The organism is Nocardia takedensis NBRC 100417 (genome assembly GCF_000308695.1).
Classification (GTDB): domain Bacteria; phylum Actinomycetota; class Actinomycetes; order Mycobacteriales; family Mycobacteriaceae; genus Nocardia; species Nocardia takedensis.
This window is the reverse complement of the sequence record NZ_BAGG01000063.1, coordinates 1-20,411: the sequence shown is the minus strand read 5'-3', so window position 1 is coordinate 20,411 and position 20,411 is coordinate 1. Positions and strand designations below refer to the sequence as shown.

Below are 20,411 nucleotides of genomic sequence, written 5' to 3'. Positions count from 1 at the left end.
CTCCTGCCGAAACGGCGCACCCAATCCAATGTGGTCCATTCTCGATCGACGACAGGGTTTGACGACAGATAGAACGGTGACGGAAAGCGATCGGGTCGGAGAAGGGACGCCGCGGTCATGGCCGAACTCGTCTACACGCGGGTCTCCACCGACGAGCAGAGCACCACGTCACCGAGGCCGGTCTCGTCGACGGCGCCCACGGTGTGCGGTTGTTCGCCGACCCGGCCACCTCGTCGAAGATCCCCGCCCTGCAGCGCGACGGGTTCCGCGAACTCGCCCGATACGCGCGCCCCGGCGACCGGCTCACCGTGTCCGAGTTGTATCGGCTGTGCCGCGACCTCGCCGACATCCTGGCCGTGCGCGACTGGTGCCGGCAACACGGAGTGAAGCTGCGGGTGCTGTCGGGCGCGTTGTCGGGCATCACCGACTTGGCCGCGGCCGACGCGACCACCACCATGCTGGTCGACGTGCTGATCTCGGTCGGCCAGTTCCAGCGCGACCTGCATGACGAACTCACCCGCGAGGGCCTGGCCGCCGCCTGGGCCCACGGCGCCAGATCCGGGCGCCGCCCGCGAGTCGCGACGATCGGGGTGAGAGAGCAGGTCCGTCAGGAATACCGCGACGGCGCGAGCATCGCCGCCCTGGCCCGCCGACACCAGGTGAGCCGGGTCGCGATCCGCACCGCTCTGGCCGACCTATTGCCCGGACGCCCCGAACAACCCGCACCCGCCGATATCGATGAACCTCGCGCTCCGAATCGAGATGCCGGGCAAGATCGCCCACCACCTCACCGACCGCACCGTTGCCCTCGGCGAGGCAGAGCGTCACGCCCTGCGCGACGGCCGGGAGATACGGCGAGGCCAGGGCTACAGCCTGCACGTCACCGCACCACCACATGTCCACCAGGCGCTGCTGGCCGCCGCCGACCGCCTCGCCCACAGCGCCGCGGCCGCCGACCGCAAGGCCTACCGGATCTACCGCGACCGCCTCGACCGGCAACTCCCGACCTGACCAGCATCCAGACCCGTTCTCTACCGGGGGTCAGGTCATTTCTACCCGAATTCGGCCGATCCTACGGGCCGGGCCCACTGCCCGGTGGGGTTCAGCGTAGGGCGGTGATGAGTTCGTCGATGGTGTGGTGGGATTCCAGCGGGTGACGCAATCGGCCGTGGCCGTGGATGGTGTAGGTGTTGCGGCGGCCGTTCTTGATGGTGGTGAGGTAGCCGTCGGCGACGAGGTCGGCGATGGTGGCTTGGACGGCGCGTTCGGTGATGCCGATGGCCTGGGCGAGTTCGCGCATGGTGAGGTCGCCGTTGCGGGACAGGCACAGCAGCACGTGGGCGTGGTTGGTCAGGAACGTCCAGCCCCGCGCGGTCGTGGCCGGCCCCGCGGCAGGCTTGGTGGTCTCGGTGGTCCGGGGGGTGTCGCGGGTGCCCATACGGGCACGATAGACCATCGTCATTTCCGGTATCCACCTTCCGGTGTCGGGGGTCGGGCGGGTCAGGGGGTGCCGTCAGCTGCGCGGCGCGGGGCCGGGCGCAGCTGACGGTCGTGGGGCTGGTTCAGGGGTTCCGGTCGCCGGTATCGGTGGGGGTGGGGGTGAGCAGGGCGGGGTCGATCAGGGTCTTGCCGTGGGCGGGGGCGCCGATCGGTTCGGGCCGGTGCGCGGTCCCGGTGTCGGTGGGGTCGCCGGGCGTGGTGCCGGGGGTGCGGGTGCGCCGCCAGCTGGCGGTCACGGCGACGGCGAGGATGGCGATGACCACGGCCAGGGAGACGGTGGTGGGGATCTTGTAGATCTCGAGCAGCAGCATCTTGACACCGACCCAGACCAGGACCACGGCGAGGCCGAGTTTGAGGTAGATGAAGCGGTGCATCAGGTCGGCGAGCAGGAAGTACATCGCGCGCAGGCCGAGGATGGCGAAGGCGTTGGAGGTGAAGACCAGGAACGGTTCGCTGGTGACGGCGAAGATGGCGGGGATGGAGTCCACGGCGAAGACGATGTCGGTGGTCTCGACCAGCACCAGCACCGCCAGCAGCGGCGTGGCCAGCCAGCGCCCGCCCTCCTTGACCCAGAACTTCTGGCCGCGGTAGCCCTCGGTCATCGGGACCAGGCGCCGGAACCCGCGCAGGACCGGGGATTTGTCGGGGTCGATGGTCTCGTCGCTGTGACGGGCCATCTTGATGCCGGTGGCCACGAGGAACGCGCCGAACACGTACAGGATCCAGGCGAAGCTCGCGATCAGGATCGAGCCCGCGGCGATGAACACCCCGCGGAAGACCAGGGCGCCGAGCACGCCGTAGAACAGCACCCGGTGCTGGTATTCGCGCGGCACGGCGAAGTAGCCGAAGATGACGGCGAAGACGAACACGTTGTCCACCGCCAGGGACTTCTCGATGACGTAGCCGGCGAAGTACTGCGCGGCGAACTCCGGACCCCACCACCACCAGATGCCCGCGCCGAACGCGACGGCCAGCGCGACCCAGACCCCCGACCAGGCCGCGGCCTCGCGCACACCCCCCACGTGGGCTCTGCGGTGGGCGAACAAGTCCAGCGCCAGCATCACCAGGATGATGCCCAGCACTGCCGGCCACATCCACAACGGAACCGACATGAGCAGCAACCTCCGGGTTTCCAAGACTGTTTCGGGACCGGCCGCGCGTCCTGGTGGGACCTGCGCGGCGAAGCGGGGCGTTCCGCTTCCCCACCCATAATTTGCGAAATATGTTTCGTATTTCAAGCTTCGCGAGAAGATTGAAGCGATCTGTGATTGACGAAATATTTTTCGCTAGTTATGGTTCTTGTGTCGATGGTTCCGTCGACGTCCGTTTCCGAGGAGGCCGAGGTAGATGCATGTGTACGAGGTGATGGTTCGTCCGGTGGTGACGGTGTCCGAGGACACCCCGGTGCGGGTGGCGGCGGTGACACTGGCGCAGCGGGGGTTCGCCGCGCTGCCGGTCCTCGACCGTGACCAGCCCCCGAGCCGGGCAGCTCACCACCGACACCGCCCGACACCTCACCCGACTCGCCCCCCACGGCCCGCGCATCCACCACATCACCACCACACCGTCCCCCCAACCACCACCCGGGTCGCGATCCGGGCCACGCTGAATCAGAACAGGGTGTCGCGCACCCGCAGCGCCCTTGTTCGCGGCATCGGTCAGGCGCGCCTCGGCCGAGATCCCGGCGGCGCGGGATGGCCCGGTATCGCCTCGCTGCCCGGGAAGTATCGTCGCGCACCGGTTTCCATTACCGAACGCGAGCGGGATCAGGTCGCCAGACGCCGCGCCAGGGCTTCGATGTCGGGCAGGGCGCCGATGCGTTGATCGACGGGCCGTTCCGGTGCGGCGGTCTGCGGTGATCCGGTGTCGCGCAGCGCGGCCCGCACCGCGGCGGGTCCTCGCGCACCCGTTTCCTGTGCGGCGATGCCCTGGGCGCACGCTATCGCGCCGACCACGATCGGTGACGCGCTCGAGGTGCCGCTGAACACGTCGGTGTACCAGTAGTCCTCGTCGCCGCCGCCTTGCAGATCGCCGTAACCGGTGGTGGTGACCTCCTGCCCCCAGCCCTGGGCGTCGATCCGTGTGCCGTGGTTGGAGAAGGCCATCCGCGAGCGCGCCGGTCCGTGGTCGCGTCCGTGCGTGCCTTCCGGTGGCGCGCCGGCACCGACGATGATCGCGCCGGAATCCTCGCCCGCGCGGAAGGGGTTGCGCCAGTCGGCGGGGAAGTCGGCGGGACGGGTGTCGTAGATCGGATCGTCCAGGCTTTCCGCGCCGTTGCCCGCCGCTTCGACCACGATGATGCCGCGGGCGGTGGCGTAGCGGATGGCGGCCAGGTCGTCGGGCCACCATTCGACGGCGATGTAGCCGGCCTGATCGGGCCGGTTGACGAAGCCGTGGCGCGGGCCGGGGCGGTGCAGTTCGAGCAGGATGACATCGCCGGGGCCGAGGGCGTCGGCGGCGGTGCGCACGGCGATCGCGGATCCGCCGCCGAAGATCGACACCGCGCGGATGGCCGCGTCGGGCGCGATACCGGTGATGCCGAGGTCGTTGACGTCACCGCTGATGGCCCCGGCGACAGCCGTGCCGTGGTTGCGCCACCCCGCGTCGGTGGACGGGTCGCCGCCGATGACGCCGCCTTGGTTGCCGGTGAGGTCTTCGTGGGTGAAGCGCCACGCGCCCTCGACATCGATCACGCGGATGCCGAGGCCGCGGCCGCCGGGTCGCGTCCACGCCCACCGCGCGCCCACACCGTGGGGCGCGGCGTCCAGATAGCCCTGGTGCGCCGCGAAGTTCGGGGTGGTCGGTGGCGCGGGATCCAATGTCCTGCCCGCGACCGCGCCGGGCGCGAGCGGCAGTTCGGTGGGCGGTTTCACGTAGGCGGCGTCGACCACGTCCACCGCGCGCAACCGTCGCGCCACGGCGGCGAGGTCGCCGCCCGCGTCACGCACGGTGAAGTAGGTCAGGTATCGCGCGGCCTCCGGGTGGGCCGCGGTGTCGACGAGCCGGCGCGCGACCCGTTCCGCGGGGCCGAAGACGCGGGTCAACCGTGCGCCGGGCGGCAACGCGCCGCTGACCCGGGCCTCGGCCGCGAGACTGTCGCGGATCGCCCGGTGCGCGGCGGGTGCGTCGTCCCCGTGGGTCACCACGATCAGTTCCGCGGGCGCGCGCGTGGTCCGCGCGGCGGAGGGGGTAGCGCTGCGGCGTTGATCGGTCGGGGCCATGATGACCAGTGAACCCGCTGCGCGCGGCCCGTGCCACCGGAATCCGGGACGTGATCGGCCCGAATCATCGGATGTGCCATCACAACTCGGGACCCGACGCGGGGAACGCGGACCGGCGGCGCCGCGGAGCGGTCAGAGCATCGGCAGATTGGGTGGGATCTGGAGTGCGACGGTGATCAGCGAGTGCACCCGCGCCGCGATGATGCTGAGCAGGCCGTTGATCTCGCCGGGCGCGACACCGATGGCGGTTTGCAGGGATTTCAGGTCGGTGTCGATGCGGGCGAGCAGATCGCCGAGGTCCTCGGGACGCGAGTTCAGCGCGGTCGCGATCTCCTCGAGCGAGATGCCTTGCGCCTCGAGACGTTGGATGAGCTGGATGCGGTCGACGTCGGCGGGATCGTAGAGGCGGTAGTTGCCCGCGGTGCGTTCGGCGGGGACGAGCAAGCCGAGACTGGTGTAGTAGTCGATGGTCCGGGAGCTGACTTCGGCGCGGGTGGCGAGTTCCCCGATCCTGACCAGGTTCTCCGTCATCAGCACCTCCCGTCCGCGAATATCCCGCCGTGGACCGGCGACGAGACCGACCCACGATACCGTCCCGCACCGGCGGCTTCCAGCCACGCGGGACCGATCAACCATACAGTGCAGCGTGTTACTGTGTGGCGCACAGCCGGATGAAGGAGAGCAGCACGTGGGCATCGACCACACCCCACCCGACGTCGCGGGGATGACACCCGACGCCGGAACCAGGCGGGCACGGATCGGCGGTCGCGGCGTATGACCTTCTCCACCGTGGCCTCGTCCACCGCGAATCTGGCCCTGCTGCCGGGATTCCTGGACCCGGTGAACCTGCTCAACTCCTTCGGCACCTGGATGCTGGTCGGCCTGCTCGCGGTGGTGTTCATCGAGTCCGGCCTGCTGTTCCCGCTGCTCCCCGGCGATTCACTGCTGTTCACGGCGGGCCTGATCGCGGCGTCGAAATCCGCGGACATCGCGCCGTTCGCGCCGATCCAGGTGCTGCTGATCCTCATTCCGATCGCGGCCATCGCCGGCGATCAGGTCGGCTACCTCATCGGCGCGCGCGGCGGGACGGCACTGTTCAAGAGCGACGACGCCCGCTTCTTCAAGAAGTCCTACATCGATGAATCGCACGCCTTCTTCGAGAAGCACGGTCCGATCACCATCGTGCTGGCGCGGTTCGTGCCGATCGTGCGGACCTTCGCGCCGGTGGTGGCGGGCGCGGCCGGGATGCGGTACCGGGTGTTCGTGACCTACAACGTCATCGGCGGCGTGCTGTGGGGCGCGGGCCTGACCTACCTGGGCTATCTGCTCGGGCAGATCGCGGTGGTGCGCGACAACATCGACCTGATCTTCCTGCTGATCGTGGCGGTCTCGGTGCTGCCGATCGTGGTGGAGGTGGTCAAGCGCGGTCGCGCCGCCAAGCGCACCCGGAATTCCGCCGACGAACCGGTCACCGAATCGCAGCACTGACACCTGACCGAAAAGCCCTGCTCGCGAACGATTCGCGAGCAGGGCTTCTGCTGTTGGAACCGGATCAGAGCGCGACGCCGAAATCGCGGGCGATGCCCTCGAGGCCGGAGGCGTAGCCCTGGCCGATCGCGCGGAACTTCCACTCCGCGCCGTTGCGGTACAGCTCACCGAAGACCATCGCGGTCTCGGTGGAGGCGTCCTCGGTGAGGTCGTAGCGCGCCAGTTCGGTGCCGTTGGCGCGGTCGACGACCCGGATGTAGGAGTTGCGCACCTGGCCGAAGCTCTGGTTGCGCGAAGCCGCGTCGTAGATCGAGACCGGGAACACGATCGATTCGACGTTGGCCGGGGTGTTGGCCAGGTCGACGTTGATGACCTCGTCGTCGCCCTCGCCCTCACCGGTGCGGTTGTCGCCGATGTGCTCGATCGCGCCGTCGGGCGACTTCAGGTTGTTGAAGAACACGAAGTGCCCGTTGGAGGCCACCTTCTTGTCGCCGCCCAGGCCGATGGCGCTGGCGTCGAGATCGAAATCGGTTCCCGTGGTGGTGCGCACATCCCAGCCCAATCCGACCGCCACCGCCGTCAACCCGGGGGCCGCCTTCGTCAGCGACACGTTGCCGCCCTTGGACAGACTCACACCCATACCAACCATCTCCTGTCGATCGTCGTCGCGGCGGCCCCGAACGGGCGCGCCGCCGTGTCCACCGTATTCGTTCGGGAACACCGCGTCCGCGAGATTCGTTGCCCCACACGAGTCAACGTCTCGACACCTCGGAGTGTTAACACACCCGTCGAACGCACCGCACACTATCACGTGGCACTGGATGGTTTGCCGGGTCGTGTCCGCGCACAGCGGAACCGGAGATCTCAGGCGTCGGGTTCGAGGGTGAAGGCGATCGTCGTGCCCGCCCCCGGGCTGGATTCGATGCGCAGCCGGCCTTCGTGCCGTTGCACGATGCGCTCAACGATCGCCAAGCCCGCACCGTGTCCGCCGCCGTGAGCCCCGCGCGCGTGCAGCCGCCGGAACAGCCGCACGACCTCGCCGTGATCGGACTCGGGAATGCCGATGCCGTTGTCGCGCACGAAGATCTCGGTGACCGCGCCGGCCGGTCGAGCCCCGACGGTCACCGTGCGCGGCTGTTCCTCCCGCGCGTACTTCGCGGCGTTGACCAGAAGGTTGATCAGAATCTCCTGGAGCCGATCGGGATCGGCGTCGACCACCGAACCCGCCGCGGGCAATTCGACCACGACGTCGCGTTCGGCCAGTCGCTCCCCCGCGATCTGCAACGCGCGCTCGGTGGCCGCGCGCAGATCCACCTCCTCGCGGCGCAGTTCGGCCTGACCCAGTTGCGCGAAGTGCAGCAGCGAGTTGATCAGTTCGTCCATGCGCTGGGCCAGCGAACGGATGGTGCCCAGGCGGCGCACCGTCAGTTGGTCCAGGGTGGGCGCGGCATCCTCGGTGATGAAGGTGGCCGCGTTGGAGATTCCGCGCAGCGGTTCCTTCAGTTCGTGCGCGGCGGCGTGGGCGAAGGTGTCCAGATCGTGGTTGGCCCGGCGCAGTTCGGCGTTGAGCGCGGCCAGTCGCGCGGTGTGCCGCAACACCACCGTCGACACCGCGTGCCCGTACTCCTCGGCGACGGCCGCGTCGGATTCCGTCCACGGCGCACCGCACCCGCGGATCGTCGCCTGATACACCGCCGAGGAACCGCGCGGGGTGAGCCGTTGACCGCGCGGACCCAGGCGCACCGGTTGCGCGGGGTCGGCCGCCCAGGTGCGGGCGATGTGCCGCTCGGGGCGCAGCCACATGATCAGATCGCCGCCGCCGTCGAGGACGAGCACCAGCGCGCCCGTCACCTGCGGGGCGAACGCTGCCAAGTCGTCGTGGTGCTCGCCGAGGCACTCGCTGCTCCACACCTGACCGGGCGCGATCGGCGGCAGATGCGCGGCGATCGCCGTCACCGCCGCGTCCACCAGCGGGGTCGACTCGCCCGCGACCACCGTGTTCACCGCGCTCGCGCGCACGGCGACGACATCGGCGTTGACCAGGCGGGTCAGCAGATCCCCGTTGCCGAGAATCGAATCGGTGACCTCACCGTCGAGGGCCAGCACCAGATCCGAGAGCGCCCCGCGCGCTTCCTGCCGTGCTCGCGAAGTCTCGGCGTCCTGGAGGCCGGCCAATTGCAGCGACAGCACGACCCCGAACAGTTCGCAGGCCGCCCGCAGTTCGGGACTCAGCCGCAGCGGTTCGATCCCGTGGCAGGCGATCAACCCCCACAGTCTGCCGTCGCGCAGCAGCGACACCGACATCGACGACCCGACCTGGATGTTGCGCAGGTATTCGAGGTGGAAGCCGGACACCGTGCGCAGCGGCGAATCCGACAGGTCCAGCTCGACCGGTCGCCCCGCCGAGGACAGCGACACCAGCGCCGCCGTGTCGTCCTCGACGTCGGCGATGCCCCGGATCCAGTTGCGTTCGTAGAGCCTGCGGGCCTGCGGGGGAATGTCGGTGGCCGGGAACCACAGCCCCAGCCACGGTTCCAGTTCCGAGGCCACCGATTCGGCGATCACCTCGCCCGGCCCGTCGCGCCCCTCGAAGCGGTAGGCGACCACGCGGTCGTAACCGGTCAGCTCCCTGATCTCGGTCACCGCGGCCTCGCACACCTCGACCACCCCGCGCCCGTACTGCTGCAACTGCGTGAGTTTGGTGCGGACCGTGGGATAGAAGGAGGAGAACACGAACGGCCGCTGCGGCACCGCGGGTTCGAGTTCACAGATGACGTAGCACTCGGACCGGTAGACGGTGACGTCGAAGCGCGCGCCGCTCTCGGGCAGCGTCACCGCCAACAGCGCGCGCTGCCCGGTGGGCGCGTCCAGACTCGCCAGGATGTCGGCGACCGCATCCGCGCCCAGCACCGTCTCCCAGCGCGCCCCGAGCACCTGGTCGACCTCGACGCCGAGCACCCGATCGCAGTTGGAACTGCCGATCACGATCACGCCGTCGGCGTCCGCGGCGAGCAGGACGCCGTAGGACTGGATGCCGCCGAGACGGTGGATCGGCTCGTTCAGGCATTCCGACAGATCGAAGGCCGGGCCGACGACTTCTTCGGCCCGCTGTTCGCGCAGACGCGCGGGATCACAGTCCTCGGTCACCATCGGCCGCCTTCACGGTTGTGCCCATCGCTGTCATCGCAGCGGTCGTGCTCGCTTGTAGGGCGCGCGTCCAGTTGTCGTACCCGGACCCTACAGTAGGGCTCGGACACACCCGGTCCCCTGAACGAGCGGAGCACGACAGTTGGCAGCGCCCCCACCCTGGCAGGACCTTCTGCACGGCTGGTGGAGCGCGGTGTCCGCCGAGGACGCCGCGGGCGATATCGCCGAACGCGCGCTCACCGGTCTGGCCGACCTGCCCGAGGTCGGTGCGAGCTTCCTCGCCCGCGCCGGTTCGGCGGCGCTGTGGGCCGACGGCGGGGGCGTGCGATCCGCGCCGGAACTGGCCGAATCGTTCGCGCGATGCCACGAGGTCCGCTTCACCGAACGGCCGGCGCGGATCGTCGAGATCGCGAGCGCCGCGTTGCCGCCCGTGTTGGCGCGGGCGGTGTCCGAGGCCGGCGGGAAGCAGGTGCTGCTCGCCGCGCACCGCTCGGCCACGGGAGAACCGGGTGTGCTCGGCGTGGCGGTCGAGGTCGCGGAGGCCGACACCGCCGAACGCCTGGCCCAGGTCCGCGACATCCTCGCCGCGGCCGAACGCACCGCCCTGGACCGCCGCCGCCGAGCCGACCGACTGGTCGAGGACGCGATCCTGTCCGAGGCGTCGCTGCGGATGGGCTCCTCGCTCGACATCGAGGACACGCTGCGCGCGGTGGTCAGGATGATGGTGCCCGCCCTGGCCGACGGCGCGGCCGTGCACGTCGACCGCGCCGGACGCATGGTTCCGGTCGCGGTCGCCCACGTCGACGCGCGCCGCGAGTCGACCCTGGCCGAGCATCTGGACCACCGCCGCTGGGCCGGCGCCCCGCTCGTGGAACCGCATCGCGAACGTCCCGACGACGACAGTCCGCGCGAGTCCGGACTGCCCGCCGACGCCAATCTCGACACCATGGCCGTGGCGGTGCTGCGGGCCCGCGGTCGCGACGTCGGCTTGCTCACCCTGTTCCACCGGGCGGGCTCCACCCGCCGCGCCGACCCCGGCTTCCTGCGCAATCTCGCCGGGCGCGCCGCCTCGGCCATCGACAACGCGGCCCTCTACGCGCAACAGCTCAGCCACGTCGTCTCGTTGCAGCGACATCTGCTGCCCGCCGCGCTGCCGCCCGTTCCCGGGGTCGAGGTCACCAGCGCCTACCGCGTCGCCGAGCACAGCCTCGACGTCGGCGGCGATTTCTACGGACTGCTCCCCCGCCCGAGCGGCACCATGAGCGCGCTGATCGGCGACATCTGCGGGCGCGGCGCGGAAGCCGCCGCGCTCACCGGGTTGGCCCGCCACACCTTGGAAACGCTACTGGCCGAGGGGCATTCGGTGGAACGCGCGATCGGCGCGCTCAACGCCAAGATGCTCGCCAACGACACCACCCGGTTCCTGACGCTGGCCGTCGCCGAGATCGGCGCGGCACAGGAGGGTGTTCTGCCCGTGCACCTCTACAGCGCCGGTCATCCGCCGCCGCTGATCGTGCGCCGCGACGGCACGGTGGTCGAGGCCGACTGCTCGGGCATGCTCGTCGGCGTCCGCCCGGAACTGCACCTGCGTCCCGCGGTCACCGATCTGCGTCTGGGTGAACATCTGCTGCTCTACACCGACGGACTCACCGAGGCCCGCGACGAGAACGGCCGCTTCTTCGAGGACGAACTGCCCGATATCCTGACCCGCCTGCGCGAACATCCGCTGCCGGACCTCGCCGAGATCCTCACCACCGGCGCGGACCGCTTCCGCGTGGACGACGACACCGCCGTCCTGATCTTCCGCCACACCGGGCCGACCGTGTTGGACGAAACGCTGCCCGTCGAGGACATCGAACCCGTACTGCGCGAGACCCTGACCCGAGTACGCGGGGAGGACCCGGTCTCGGCCCCGGCGCTGATCGGCCGCCTGCGCGCCTATCGCGAGACGGGTGTGCGCCGGGCGCGACTGCGCGTGCGCGGCGCGGCCGACTGGACCCGCGTCGAACTCGACACCGATGAGCACGGCTTCCCGAACGGAGACACGGTATGGACGGAACTGACCTGACCGCTGCCCGCGTCCTGGTCATCGAGGACAGCGAAGAGGACCGCGAAGCCATCGCCCGCGCCCTGCACCAGTCCCACCCGCACCTGCGTCTGGAATTCCTCGACGACGCCACCACCGCCCTGCCGCATCTGCGCGCCGCCGAGCAACCACCCGCGCTGGTGCTGCTCGACCTCAACATGCCCGGTGTGCACGGCTACCAACTCCTCGAACGCCTGCGCACCGACCCGGCCACCGCCGACCTGCGCATCGTCGTCTTCACTTCCTCCACCACCGCCGCCGACATCGACCGCTGTTATGCCGCGGGCGCGGACAGCTACATCTACAAACCCGTCGACTTCGCACTGTTCCGCACCGTGCTGCAAGGCGCCATCGACTACTGGATCACCGCCCCCGACTAGCGTCGCCTCGCCGATCCCGCCGCACCACATCCGGCCGCACGGCGCGGCGCGTTCCACTCCGTATTCGAGCCGGTCCGGAAGTGTCGGTCCGGAACGATAGTGTGGACGGTGATGGTTCGATCAGATGTTCGGATCGCGGCGGGGCGAGTCGTGTGCGCCGCTTCCGGTTGCGCACGAACAGGTTCGGTGGCCGAGGGGAACGGGTGATGCGGGCGTCTTGGGGCGATGGCGTGGAGTACCTGGTGCGGTCGGTGTCGTGGACGGGCGGGAGTCCGCACCTGGACCTGCTCGGGATCGGTGAGCCGGTGTGGTCCACGGTCGCGCTGATGGGCGCGGAGTTGGCGTTCACGGTGTCGCCCGAGGGCAGTTACTGCACCGGGCATTTCGTGTTCGGTCGGCCGGGAGGCGGCGGTCCCCGGCATTGCGCCGCCGGTCGACTCGCGGTGACGGGCGGGCAGTGCGCGGAATGCGCGACCGCGGACGAGTTCCGCCACATCCATCACGCGCATCGCGGCGGTTTCGTACCCGACGGTTTGAGTGACTATGTCGCGCAACCGCATTGGGTGTATATCGCCACCTTCGCCGACGCGTCCAGCAAAGTCGGGACGGCCGCGCATCCGCGCAAGCGCGCCCGCCTCGACGAACAGGGTGCGGTGCGCGCCACTTATCTCGCGTGGGCGGAGTCCGGGACAACCGCCCGCGTCTACGAAGATATGGTCTCCGACTCCTCCGGCATCGTCCAGACCAAACGCCGCCGCGCGAAACTGACGGCGTTGACCCGCCCGCGACCGGCGTCGGAGATCGAGCAGGCCCACGCGCAGGCGGTTCGGGAGGCGAGCGACCTGTTGCGCGCGACGGAGGCGGTCCTGCCGCTCGAGCCGTGGATACCACCCGCCGAACACCGCGGTCTGACCGAGGGGCGCGACGCGATCGACGAATACCCGCACCCCCTCACCGCGGGCGATCATCGCCTGACGGTGGTGGCCATGGTCGGTTCGGCGGCGTTGGTCCGGGTGAACGACGAGGACGATCCGTTCGTCGCCGATCTCGGAATGCTGAAGGGGCGACGAGTGATTCCGGGACCGGTACGGTCCCCGGCGATCTCCACCCAACTCGGCCTGTTCTGAGCAGTCCGCGCCGTCAGTCGGTGTTTCTCCGCAGCCATTCGGTGAGCGAGCGGCCCGCCTCGAGGACGTGATGTTCGGCGATGTCGCGGGCGTTGGGCGCGTCGCGGGCCGTGAGGGCGTCGAGGAGGCGGTTGTGGTCCTCGAGGGAGTGTTGTTCGCGTTCGGGGAACAGGCGAAGGAAGTTCGACGGGACCACGCGGGCGGCTTGCCGGATCTGGGTGAGCAGGCGCGGGGAGTGCGAGGCGCGGTGGATTTCCTGATGGAAGTGCCAGTTGGCTTCGGCGATGGCGTCATCGCCGGATCGGGAGGCGACTTCGGCGGCGAGTTCGCGCAGAGTGTCGAGTTCGTCGGGGGTGGCGCGTTCGGCGGCCCAGGAGGCGGCTTGTCCGGTGAGCACACCGAGGATGGTGAAGCTGTCCATGATGTCGGCGGGGCTGATGCCGATGACGGTGATGCCGCTGCGTGGCGCGACCCGGACCAGTCCCTCGAAGGACAACTCCAGTAACGCTTCTCGCACGGGGGTGCGACTGGTGGCGAATTCCTCGGTGATGGCGTCGAGGTCGATGCGCGCACCCGCGGGCAGGGCGCCGGTGAGGATGCGGTCGCGTAGTTCGCGGGCGGCCCGCTCACGGACCGTTCCGCCGATGTCGACCGCGCGTGTTGCCATCGCCGCAGTGTAGCAGCGCGACGATACCAGGTTTGAAATCTGATATATCAGATGTTAGATTCCAAAACATGGCAACGAGACACGGCGACCGGATGACGTTGGTCGCGTTCATGCAGGCGGGCAACACCTCGGTCTACTCGGGTTCGTGGCGGCATCCGGCCACCGAGCACGGCTATCTCGACGCGTCCTATTACGCGAAGGTCGGACGGCAACTCGAGCAGGGCTGCTTCGACCTGATGTTCTTCGACGACCGACTCGCCATGCCCGGCATCTACGCGGGCACGGTGGCCGAGGCGGTGCGCTACGGCGCGCGACCGGTCAAACTCGACCTCGGCGTGGTCCTGGGCGTGTTGGCGCAGACGACCTCGCGGATCGGGCTGGGCGCGACCTACTCCACGACCTACTACGCGCCCTTCCACGTGGCCCGGACCTTCGCCACCCTCGACCACCTCTCCGGCGGCCGCGCGGCCTGGAACGTGGTGACCTCGGTCAACGACAGCGAGGCCCAGAACTTCGGCGTGGACGCCCATCTCGGTCACGACGAGCGCTACGACCGCGCCGACGAATTCCTCGACGTGGTCAGCGGGCTGTGGGACACCTGGGACGCGGACGCGATCGTGCACGATCGTTCGGCCGGGGTGTTCGCCGATCCCGACAAAGTGCGCGAACTCAACCACGTCGGGCGCTTCTTCTCCGCGCGCGGACCGCTCACCGTCCCGCGAACGCCGCAGGGGCGTCCGGTCATCATCCAAGCGGGCTCCTCGGGACGCGGCCGCGAATTCGCCTCGCGCTGGGCGGAATTGATCTTCACCGGGGATCCCGGCCTGGAGGTGGCGCGCGCCCACTACGCCGACCAGAAGACCCGCATCGCCGACGCGGGCCGCGATCCGGCCGCGGTGCGGATCTGTCCGATGGCCTACGCGGTGGTCGGCGAAACCGAACAGCACGCCAAAGAACGCGAGGCGATGCTGCTCGAGGATCTGGTGCATCCGATGGCCTCGCTGACGTTGCTCTCGGAGTTGATGAACTACGACTTCGCGCGGCACGATCTCGACGACCCCGTCACCGACGACTTGATCGCCTCGGTGTCCGGCATCCGGGGTCTGGTGCAGAATCTGCGCGCCCACCTGGGCGGCACGGTGACCGTGCGTGATCTGGCGGGCCATCGCGCGACGCTGTTGCAGGGTCCGCGTTTCGTCGGCACGGGCGCGCAGGTCGCCGAGCAGATGGCCGAGTGGTTCCACGCCGACGCCTGTGACGGTTTCGTCCTCGCCGCGACGCACATGCCGGGTTCGTTCGAGGACATCACCCGCATGGTGGTCCCGCATCTGCAACGCGGCGGCCTGTTCCGCAAGGCGTACGAGGGCACGACATTGCGCGAGCATCTCGGCCTCGCCCGACCCGCGCACGCCGGGAGTCCCGCGTGACGACCATGCTGGCGGGCGTGCGGGTCCTCGACCTGGCCACCCTGGCCGCAGCGCCGCTGGCCGCGACCTACCTCGGCGAGTTCGGCGCGGAGGTGATCAAGGTGGAACAACCGGGTGTCGGCGACCCGATCCGGACCTGGGGCGCGCAGCGCGACGGCGTGGGGCTGATGTGGAAGTCGGTGTCGCGCAACAAGAAGGCGATCACGCTGGACATGCGCGGCCCCGACGGGCAGAAACTGCTGCGCCGATTGGTGGAGAAGGTCGACGTGGTCGTCACCAACACCCGGCCGCAGACGCTGCGCCGATGGGGACTGGACTATCCGAGTCTGCGCGAGGTCAACGACCGGATCGTGATGCTGCACATCACCGGATTCGGGCTGACGGGGCCCAAGAGCGAGCGGCCCGGCTTCGGCACGCTAGGTGAGGCGATGAGCGGATTCGCCCACATCACCGGGGAAGCCGACGGCCCGCCGACCCTGCCGCCGTTCATGCTCGCCGACGGGGTCGCCTCGCTCAACGCCGCCTACGCGGTGCTGATGGCGCTGTATCACCGTGACGTGCACGGCGGTCCGGGCCAACTCGTCGACATCAACCTGGTCGACCCGCTGAGCCGCCTGCTCGAGCAGACCTTGCTGAGCTATGACCAACTCGGCACGGTCGCCCGGCGGGCGGGCAACCGCTGGGACATCTCCGCGCCGCGCAACACCTACCGCACCGCCGACGGCCGATGGCTGGCCATGTCCGGCAGTTCGCCCGCGTTGGCGCTGCGGGTGTTCCGCGCGATCGGCCGCGAGGACCTGGTCACCGACGCCGAATTCGCCGACCCGCAGCGACGGTTGGCCCGCGCCCGCGAAGTGGACGACGTGGTCGCCGACTGGGTGTCGAAACAAACCCTCGCCGAGGCCATGTCGGTGTTCGAGGCCGAACAGGTCGCGGCGGCACCGGTCTACGACATCGAGGATCTGATGCGCGACGACCAACTGCGACACCGCGAGGTCTTCGTCCCGGTCGCCGACGACGAATTGGGTGCGATGACCGTGCAGGCGCCCGTCCCGCGCTTCTCCGGAACGCGCGGCCGGGTCGACCATCTCGGGCCGCGCCTCGGTGAGCACAACACCGAGGTCTACGGCGAACTCCTGGGCCTGACCGCCGACGAGGTGGCCGATCTCGGCCACCGCGGCGTGCTCTAGCCACCACCGATACGAAGGACTACGACGATGACCGTGCTGATCCGGCGCTCCGAACTCGCCCTGCCCGCCTGCAACGACCACATGTTCGCCAAGGCCCTGTCCTGCGGCGCGGACCTGGTGTTCCTCGATCTCGAGGACGCCACCCCCGAATCGCTCAAGGAGTCCGCGCGAGAGAAGGCCATCACCGCGCTGACCGAGATGGACTGGGGCCGCACGGTTCCCGCGATCCGTGTCAACGGCCTCGACACACAGTGGTGCCACGACGACATCATCGAGGTCGTCACCCGCGCGCGAGAGAAATTGCACACCATCGTGGTGCCCAAGGCGCGCACCGCCCGCGACGTGTGGTGGGTCGACCTGCTGCTCACCCAACTCGAGGCCAAACTCGGTCTCACCCGGCAGATCCGCCTCGAAGTCCTGATCGAGGAGGTCGAAGGACTGGCCAACGCCGAGGAGATCGCGGCGGCCAGTCCCCGGGTGGACGCGCTGATCTTCGGCGTCGGCGATTTCTCGCTGTCCCAGGGCGCGCGCGTGGACACCAACTTCGATCCGCTCGGCGACTATCCCGGCGATTTCTGGCACTACGCCCGCAACAAGACCCTTGTCGCCGCGCGGATCGCGGGCGTGCTCGCCATCGACGCCCCCTTCCCCGACTACGGCAACCTCGAGGGCTACCGCCGCGACGCCCGACGCGCCTCCCTGCTCGGCTACACGGGCAAGTGGGCGATTCACCCCACCCAGGTCCCCGTGGCGAATGCGGTCTACTCCCCCACCGCCGAGGAGATCGCGATGGCCCGACGCAATGTCGCCGCCTACCGCGAGGCCGAGGCACAGGGGCGTGGCGCGGTCGGCGTCGACGGCGTGCTGGTCGACGCCGCCCACATCAAGATGGCCGCGGCGACCCTGGCGCGCGCCGAGGCGATCGATCCCGCCCTCGTCCACGGCGTCACCGTCGGGAGTTGACCGTGCCATGACCGAATCCACTCTCGCGGCGGACTTCCACGAGTTCTCGACGGAACCACCCGCGCTGCGCCAGGCGTTCGCCGCCTTCCCGAGCAGTGTCGTCGCCGTCTGCGCCGAGGTCGACGGCGTGGCGCACGGCATGGCGGTGAGCACGTTCGTGCCGGTCTCCCTCGACCCGCCGATCGTCTCGTTCTGCGTGCAGCGCACCTCGCGGACCTGGCCGCACCTGAGCCGCGCGGCACGGGTGGGGTTGAGCCTGCTCGGCGCTCAGCAGCAGGTCGCGGCCCGGGGGCTCGGCGCGAAGGACGGCGATCGGTTCCGCGACCTCACCGTCGCCCCGGGCACCGACGGCGCGCTACTGATCCGCGGCGCGGGCGCATGGTTGGAGGCGAGATTGTCGACGAGTGTCCCCGCGGGCGACCATCTCGTCATCCTCGCCTACCTGACTCGGGTCGCGGTCAGCGCCGCGACCGAGCCACTGGTGTTCCACGGCAGTCGTTTCCGCCGACTGCACGGCGAACACTGACACCGCCGGGCACGTCGGCCTGCCCGGCGGCCGACTCCCGGCCCAGCATCTCCGCACCGCCCGGATTCACGGCCGAGTCGATGCCGCCGACCGGTCACCGTCGCGGCGACTCGTGCCCGCGTGGCGGGTCAGTGGAGACTCGGCGCGGCGGTGACTCCGTAGCCCAGGTTGGTCAGCACCTCGGTCGTCGCCTTGGCGAAATTGAGGGTGATGAAGTGCAGACAGGGCGCGCCCTCGTCGATGAGACGTTGCGCCATCTCCGTGGCGATTTCGATACCCGCCGCCCGGACCGCGGCGTGATTCTCCTCCGGACCGTCACCCGCGGCCAGGTGCAGCCGATCCAGCACTGTCGCGGGCAACTCCCGCCCGGACAGTTCCACCGCGCGCCGCACGGTGCGCAGCGAGGTGATGGGCATCAGTTCGGGGATGATCGGCTTGGCCGCCTCGACCGGGTCGTGTGCGGCCAGACGGTCGCGCAGACGCAGGTAGTGCTCGACGTCGAAGAACATCTGGGTGATCGAATAGTCCGCTCCGGCACGCAGTTTCGCGGCCAAGTGGGCGGTGTCGGTGCGCAGGTCCGCGGAGCGGTGGTGGCCTTGTGGGAAGGAGGCCACCCCGACGTTGAAGTCGCCGAGGTCGCGCACGATCCAGACCAGTTCCTCGGCGTAGGTGACACCGGCCGGGTGTTTGCGCCAGTCCCCGAGCGGATCGCCCGGCGGGTCACCGCGCAGCACGAGGATGTCGCGGATACCGCAGTCGGCGTAGGAGCCGACCAAGGCGCGCAATTCGGCGAGACTGTGGCCGACCGCGGTCAGGTGCGCCACCGGTAGCAGGGTGGTCTGCTGGGCCAACTGGCCGGTGATGCGGGCCGTGCGGTCCTTGGTGGAACCGCCCGCGCCGTAGGTCATCGACACGAACGCCGGATGCATGCGTTCGAATTGCCGGACGGTGCGCCACAATCGGGCTTCGCCGTCGGCGTCGCGCGGCGGGTTGAACTCCACGGAGAACGGCACCCGCGCCGTGGCGTGGGTGCGCAGATTCCGCACCACCGATCGCGTCGGGAGCGGGACTCGGGTGGCACGGCCGGTCACCGCGCGCGGAAACATGTGCATGTCGACCTCGGGGTGGAAGGGGATGCGCGGATATCCGGGGCGCCCGCGGGCGGGCGCCCCGGATTCATTTCAGCGCAGCGCCCGGGCCGCGGTGACGAGATTGCGCAGCGAGGCGACTACTTCCTCGGTGCGGCGGGTCTTCAGACCGCAGTCCGGGTTGACCCACAGGCGCTCGGCCGGAACGGCTTTGAGCGCCAACGCGAGCGAGCGTTCGATCTCCTGGGCGTCGGGCACGCGCGGGGAGTGGATGTCGTAGACGCCCGGACCCACGCCCAGGTCGAAGCCCGCCGCGTTGAGGTCGTCGAGCACCTCCATGTGCGAGCGCGCCGCCTCGATCGAGGTGACGTCGGCATCCAGGCCGGCGATCGCCCCGATGACCTCACCGAACTCCGAATAGCACAGGTGGGTGTGGATCTGCGTGGCGTCGGCGACGCCCGCGGTCGAGAGCCGGAACGCCTCGACCGCCCACTCCAGGTACGCGGCCTGGTCGGCCTTGCGCAGCGGCAGCAGTTCGCGCAGGGCGGGCTCGTCCACCTGGATGACACCGATCCCGGCCGCCTCCAGATCCACCGTCTCGTCCCGGATCGCCAGCGCGATCTGGCGGGCGGTGTCGGCCAACGGCTGATCGTCGCGGATGAACGACCACGCCAGAATGGTGACCGGACCGGTCAGCATGCCCTTGACCGGCTTGGCGGTCAGCGACTGCGCGTAGGTGATCCACTCGACGGTCATGACCGCCGGACGCACCACATCGCCGTAGACGATCGGCGGACGCACGCAGCGGGTGCCGTAGGACTGCACCCAGCCGTTGACCGTGGCGGCGAACCCGTCGAGTTGTTCGGCGAAGTACTGCACCATGTCGTTGCGTTCGGGCTCGCCGTGCACCAGCACGTCCAGACCGATCTCCTCTTGCAGCGTGATGACTTCGGCGATCTCGGCGCGCATCCGCTCGTCGTAGGCCGCCTGGTCGATCTCGCCGCGACGCAGTTCCGCGCGGGCCACCCGGATCCGGCTGGTCTGCGGGTAGGAGCCGATCGTGGTGGTCGGCAGCAACGGCAGGTTCAGGCGTTGCTGCTGCACCACGCGACGCTCGTCGGCCGGAGTGCGCCGGGCGGCGTCCGCGCCGAGGCCGGCCAGGCGCTCGCGCACCGATTCGACGCGCAGACGCGGGTCGGCGTTGCGGTCGGCGACGGCGGCGCGCGCGGTCGCGAGCGCTTCGGCGACGGCGTCCTCGCCGTCGGTGAGTGCGGTGGCCAGCACGCGGATCTCGGCGATCTTCTCCTCGCCGAAGGCCAGCCAGGTGCGCAGTCGGTCGTCCAGATCGGTTTCGGGCGCGAGGCTGTACGGGACGTGCAGCAACGAGCACGAACTCGACACCGCGACCGTCACGCCCGCCTCGCGCAGCCCGGTCAGTCGCGGCAGCGCGTGGTCGGGGTCCACCCGCCAGATGTTGTGGCCGTCGACGACACCGGCCACGATCAGCTTGTCGGTGATGGACCGCGCCGCCGCCACATCCGCGTCACCGCCCGCGACCAGGTCGACGGCGATGCCCTCGATACTGGTCTGCGCCAGCACCG

General features: G+C 69.7%; 19 protein-coding genes and 1 pseudogene. 11 read left to right on the top strand and 9 right to left on the bottom strand.

Annotation, left to right across the window (positions count from 1 at the left end; all coding sequences use genetic code 11):
* Positions 1–203: 203 nt before the first annotated feature.
* Together ON30_RS42260 and ON30_RS41055 are read left to right on the top strand one after the other, a co-directional pair.
* Positions 204–494 (top strand): annotated as a pseudogene (locus ON30_RS42260) (recombinase family protein); the annotation flags it as partial.
* A gap of 244 nt (positions 495–738) precedes the next feature.
* The gene (locus ON30_RS41055; protein WP_063719874.1) at positions 739–1,011 is read left to right on the top strand and encodes a hypothetical protein; all 273 of its coding nucleotides are present in this window, start codon (positions 739–741) and stop codon (positions 1,009–1,011) included.
* A 91-nt stretch (positions 1,012–1,102) separates the two neighbouring features.
* Here ON30_RS41055 and ON30_RS13535 read toward each other — a convergent pair whose 3' ends face one another.
* Both ON30_RS13535 and ON30_RS13530 read right to left on the bottom strand, forming a co-directional pair.
* Positions 1,103–1,456, bottom strand: a complete 354-nt coding sequence (locus tag ON30_RS13535; protein WP_040707207.1) for a helix-turn-helix transcriptional regulator — start codon at positions 1,454–1,456, stop codon at positions 1,103–1,105.
* Between the two features lie 106 nt (positions 1,457–1,562).
* On the bottom strand, positions 1,563–2,612 hold the full coding sequence (locus tag ON30_RS13530; RefSeq protein WP_083911378.1) for a TerC family protein: 1,050 nt from the start codon (positions 2,610–2,612) through the stop codon (positions 1,563–1,565).
* Positions 2,613–2,847: 235 nt separating this feature from the next.
* Here ON30_RS13530 and ON30_RS41725 point away from each other — a divergent pair, with 235 nt between their 5' ends.
* Positions 2,848–3,324 carry a CBS domain-containing protein gene (locus ON30_RS41725; RefSeq protein WP_083911377.1) on the top strand — a complete coding sequence of 159 codons (477 nt, stop codon included), beginning with the start codon at positions 2,848–2,850 and terminating at the stop codon, positions 3,322–3,324.
* Here ON30_RS41725 and ON30_RS13525 read toward each other — a convergent pair.
* Entirely contained in the window at positions 3,267–4,721 is a 1,455-nt protein-coding gene (locus ON30_RS13525) for a S8 family serine peptidase (protein ID WP_051029292.1), read from the bottom strand. The two genes, ON30_RS41725 and ON30_RS13525, sit on opposite strands and share 58 nt — an antisense overlap.
* Positions 4,722–4,853: 132 nt before the next feature.
* Complete coding sequence (locus ON30_RS13520; RefSeq protein ID WP_040707202.1) at positions 4,854–5,252, bottom strand: helix-turn-helix domain-containing protein; 399 nt, start codon at positions 5,250–5,252, stop codon at positions 4,854–4,856.
* A gap of 243 nt (positions 5,253–5,495) precedes the next feature.
* Between ON30_RS13520 and ON30_RS13515 the strand changes: the two genes are divergently transcribed.
* A complete protein-coding gene (locus ON30_RS13515) occupies positions 5,496–6,209 on the top strand; it encodes a VTT domain-containing protein (protein WP_040707182.1) in 714 nt (237 codons plus the stop codon).
* Positions 6,210–6,273: 64 nt separating this feature from the next.
* Here the strand turns inward: ON30_RS13515 and ON30_RS13510 are convergent, their stop codons facing one another.
* Positions 6,274–6,849 carry a TerD family protein gene (locus ON30_RS13510; RefSeq protein WP_040707179.1) on the bottom strand — a complete coding sequence of 192 codons (576 nt, stop codon included), beginning with the start codon at positions 6,847–6,849 and terminating at the stop codon, positions 6,274–6,276.
* Between the two features lie 224 nt (positions 6,850–7,073).
* Positions 7,074–9,356 carry an ATP-binding protein gene (locus ON30_RS13505; protein ID WP_218006259.1) on the bottom strand — a complete coding sequence of 761 codons (2,283 nt, stop codon included), beginning with the start codon at positions 9,354–9,356 and terminating at the stop codon, positions 7,074–7,076.
* Positions 9,357–9,498: 142 nt separating this feature from the next.
* Here ON30_RS13505 and ON30_RS13500 point away from each other — a divergent pair, with 142 nt between their 5' ends.
* The 3 genes from ON30_RS13500 (at position 9,499) to ON30_RS13490 (ending at position 12,949) form a co-directional block, all read left to right on the top strand.
* Positions 9,499–11,424, top strand: a complete 1,926-nt coding sequence (locus ON30_RS13500) for a PP2C family protein-serine/threonine phosphatase (protein ID WP_157183721.1) — start codon at positions 9,499–9,501, stop codon at positions 11,422–11,424.
* On the top strand, positions 11,406–11,822 hold the full coding sequence (locus ON30_RS13495; protein WP_040707176.1) for a response regulator: 417 nt from the start codon (positions 11,406–11,408) through the stop codon (positions 11,820–11,822). The genes ON30_RS13500 and ON30_RS13495 overlap by 19 nt, the downstream gene beginning before the upstream one ends.
* A 206-nt stretch (positions 11,823–12,028) precedes the next feature.
* Positions 12,029–12,949, top strand: coding sequence for a DUF2797 domain-containing protein (locus ON30_RS13490; RefSeq protein ID WP_040707198.1), 921 nt, complete (start codon positions 12,029–12,031; stop codon positions 12,947–12,949).
* Between the two features lie 13 nt (positions 12,950–12,962).
* Here ON30_RS13490 and ON30_RS13485 read toward each other — a convergent pair whose 3' ends face one another.
* Positions 12,963–13,616, bottom strand: a complete 654-nt coding sequence (locus ON30_RS13485; protein WP_040707174.1) for a GntR family transcriptional regulator — start codon at positions 13,614–13,616, stop codon at positions 12,963–12,965.
* A gap of 68 nt (positions 13,617–13,684) precedes the next feature.
* Here ON30_RS13485 and ON30_RS13480 point away from each other — a divergent pair, with 68 nt between their 5' ends.
* The 4 genes from ON30_RS13480 to ON30_RS13465 are packed head-to-tail and all read left to right on the top strand — an operon-like array spanning position 13,685 to position 17,722.
* Positions 13,685–15,043, top strand: a complete 1,359-nt coding sequence (locus ON30_RS13480; protein WP_040707172.1) for an LLM class flavin-dependent oxidoreductase — start codon at positions 13,685–13,687, stop codon at positions 15,041–15,043.
* Between the two features lie 5 nt (positions 15,044–15,048).
* The gene (locus ON30_RS13475) at positions 15,049–16,233 is read left to right on the top strand and encodes a CaiB/BaiF CoA transferase family protein (RefSeq protein WP_040707191.1); all 1,185 of its coding nucleotides are present in this window, start codon (positions 15,049–15,051) and stop codon (positions 16,231–16,233) included.
* Positions 16,234–16,260: 27 nt separating this feature from the next.
* A complete protein-coding gene (locus ON30_RS13470; protein WP_040707170.1) occupies positions 16,261–17,196 on the top strand; it encodes an HpcH/HpaI aldolase/citrate lyase family protein in 936 nt (311 codons plus the stop codon).
* 7 nt (positions 17,197–17,203) lie between these two features.
* Complete coding sequence (locus tag ON30_RS13465; RefSeq protein WP_040707168.1) at positions 17,204–17,722, top strand: flavin reductase family protein; 519 nt, start codon at positions 17,204–17,206, stop codon at positions 17,720–17,722.
* Between the two features lie 128 nt (positions 17,723–17,850).
* Here the strand turns inward: ON30_RS13465 and ON30_RS13460 are convergent, their stop codons facing one another.
* Positions 17,851–18,828, bottom strand: a complete 978-nt coding sequence (locus ON30_RS13460) for a methylenetetrahydrofolate reductase (protein ID WP_085999329.1) — start codon at positions 18,826–18,828, stop codon at positions 17,851–17,853.
* A 75-nt stretch (positions 18,829–18,903) separates the two neighbouring features.
* The coding region (metE, locus tag ON30_RS13455) for a 5-methyltetrahydropteroyltriglutamate--homocysteine S-methyltransferase (protein ID WP_040707166.1) at positions 18,904–20,411 on the bottom strand (1,508 nt) is incomplete at its 5' end.